Here is a 2,777-nt window from a genome sequence, read left to right on the forward strand (position 1 = left end):
TCTCGGCACCTCCGGCGACATCGTGAAGGCGATCTCGGTCGGCGCCGACGCGGTCATGCTCGGCTCGACTCTCGCCCGCGCCGACGAGGCCCCCGGCGGCGGCTGGCACTGGGGTTCGGAGGCCCGGCACCCCGAACTGCCGCGCGGGCACCGGGTCGAGGTCGGCTCGGTCGCCCCGCTCGAGAAGCTGCTGTTCGGCCCGGCCGACACGGCCGACGGCCGGATGAACCTCGTCGGCGCCCTGCGCCGGTCGATGGCGACGACGGGGTACTCCGACCTCAAGGAGTTCCAGCGCGTCGAGGTCGTCATCGCCCCGTATCACCAGGGCTGAGCCGTTCAGAAACAGGGGGGGTCGCGCGCCTAGGCTGTGCGCATGCCACCGCGTAAGACGGTCACCCGCTCCACCCGCCTCGGCCCCGAGGAGCGCGCGTCGGCGATCGCCAACATGCGCGCCAAGGAGCTCGACATCCTCGTCATCGGCGGGGGCATCGTCGGCACCGGGGCGGCGCTCGACGCGGTGACCCGCGGGCTGCGCACCGGGATGCTCGAGGCGCGCGACTGGGCCTCCGGCACCTCGAGCCGCAGCAGCAAGCTCGTGCACGGCGGCATCCGCTATCTCGAGCAGCTGGACTTCCGTCTCGTGCGCGAGGCGCTCATCGAACGGGGGCTGCTGCTGCAGCGGCTCGCCCCGCACCTGGTCAAGCCCGTGCGGTTCCTGTACCCGCTCACGAAGGGGCCGCTCGAGCGCGCCTACATCGGCGCCGGGATGCTGCTCTACGACGCGTTCTCGTACACCGGCGGCCGACCGCCGGGCGTGCCGCACCACCGCCACCTCAGCCGGCGACAGCTGCTTCGGGCGGCACCGAGTCTGCATCCCGACGCCTTCACCGGCGGACTCACCTACTGGGACGCCCAGGTCGACGACGCCCGCTACGTCGCGACGCTCGCGCGCACGGCATCCTTCTACGGCGCCCATGTCGCGAGCCGCGTGGAAGTGACCGGCTTCCTCAAGGTCGGCCAGCGGGTGACCGGGGTGCGCGCCCAGGACAAAGAGACGGGCGAGGAGTTCGAGATCCTCGCCAAGCAGGTCGTCAACGCGACGGGCGTCTGGACCGACGACACCCAGGCGATGGTCGGCGAGCGCGGACAGTTCAAGGTGCGGGCCTCCAAGGGGGTGCACCTCGTCGTGCCGCGCGACAGGTTCCAGAGCAAGGTCGGGCTGCTGCTGCGCACCGAGAAGAGCGTGCTCTTCGTCATCCCCTGGGGGCGCCACTGGCTCATCGGCACGACCGACACGACCTGGGACCTCGACAAGGCCCATCCGGCGGCGACGGCGGCCGACATCGACTACCTCCTCGAGCACGTCAACTCGGTACTCGCCACGAAACTCAGCCGCGACGACGTCGAGGGCGTGTTCGCGGGCCTGCGTCCGCTGCTCGCCGGCGAGAGCGACGAGACGAGCAAGCTCAGCCGCGAGCACATCGTCGCGCACAGCGTCCCGGGCCTCGTGGTCGTGGCCGGCGGCAAGTGGACGACCTATCGCATCATGGCGAAGGATGCCGTCGACGAAGCCGTCCGCGGACTCGACGGCGCCATCTCGGAGAGCGTGACCGAGAACATCGGGCTGCTCGGGGCCGAAGGCTACGAGGCGGCCTGGAACAAGCGCTCCAAGATCGCCAAGGCCTACAACGTGCACCGCGTGCGCGTGGAGCACCTGCTCAACCGCTACGGGGTGATGACCGACGAGTTGCTCGAACTCATCCAGGACCGCCCCGAGCTGGCGGAGCCGCTGCCCGGCGCCGACGACTACATCGGAGCCGAGGTCGTCTACGCGGCGACCCACGAGGGGGCTCTGCACCTCGACGACGTGCTCGCCCGCCGCACCCGTATCTCGATCGAGGCGTGGGACCGCGGTGTCGCCGCCGCCCCCGTCGCCGCAGAACTGATGGGCGGGGCGCTGGGCTGGGATGCCGCGCGCATCGAGCGGGAAGTCGCGTTCTACCTGGCCCGGGTCGAGGCGGAACGGGCGAGCCAGGAACAGCCCGATGACGCGTCGGCCGATCGGGTGCGCCTCGCCGCCCCGGATGTCGGGTCCGCCCCGGCCGGCGCTCCGGGCGAGAACTAAACTGGAGGCATGGTCGATGTCAGACGGGTCAAACTCCCCGGCGTAGGGGTGCTCCATACCTTCGTCACGGACGACGGCGGCAAGCTCGGAGTGATCACGCACCGGTCCGGCCACAGCGACCTCATCACCTTCGCCGACGCCGAGGACGGCGACGCCCGCAAGGTGTCGCTGCGCCTCGACGAGGACGAGGCGCACACCCTCGCCGAGCTGCTCGGGGGCACGCGCATCACCGAGACGCTCTCCGGCATGGACGAGATCCCCGGCCTCAGCATCGACTGGTTCCCGGTCGACTACGACCACCACATCGCCGGGCAGCAGCTCGGGTCGCTCACCAGCAAGGGTCTTCCCGGGGTGACGGTCGTGGCCGTCGTGCGCGGCGAGTCCGCCAACCCGGCTCCGGACGGCGACTTCAAGGTCTTCCCGGGCGACACCCTCGTCGTCGCGGGCGCGCCCGAGAAGGTCGCGAAGGCGTTCCAGTTCTTCCGCACGGGGGAGTTCACCAAGGCCCCCGCGGACGCCGCCGCGCCGCCCGGGAGCTAGGCGTGCACCTGGCCGCCCCCGACGCGCATCTGGGTCCCGAACTCATCACGCTCGGCATCCTGTTCGTCCTGGCGTACGGCCTCGGACGCGTCGGCAAGCTGATCGGCCTGCC

The 2,777-nt window shown here is 71.2% G+C and carries 3 protein-coding genes; all 3 read left to right on the forward strand.

What is annotated here, in order from left to right; translation table 11 throughout:
* A partial coding sequence (locus ACILQS_RS16170; protein ID WP_395641150.1) for an IMP dehydrogenase occupies positions 1-331 on the forward strand: 331 nt, incomplete at its 5' end.
* Between the two features lie 42 nt (positions 332-373).
* Positions 374-2,125: a glycerol-3-phosphate dehydrogenase/oxidase gene (locus ACILQS_RS16175; protein ID WP_395641151.1), complete on the forward strand. Its 1,752-nt coding sequence runs from the start codon at positions 374-376 to the stop codon at positions 2,123-2,125.
* Between the two features lie 9 nt (positions 2,126-2,134).
* A complete protein-coding gene (locus tag ACILQS_RS16180) occupies positions 2,135-2,665 on the forward strand; it encodes a cation:proton antiporter regulatory subunit (RefSeq protein ID WP_395641152.1) in 531 nt (176 codons plus the stop codon).
* The last annotated feature ends 112 nt before the right edge of the window (positions 2,666-2,777 follow it).

Source organism: Pseudolysinimonas sp., from assembly GCF_044239695.1.
GTDB lineage: Bacteria > Actinomycetota > Actinomycetes > Actinomycetales > Microbacteriaceae > Pseudolysinimonas_A.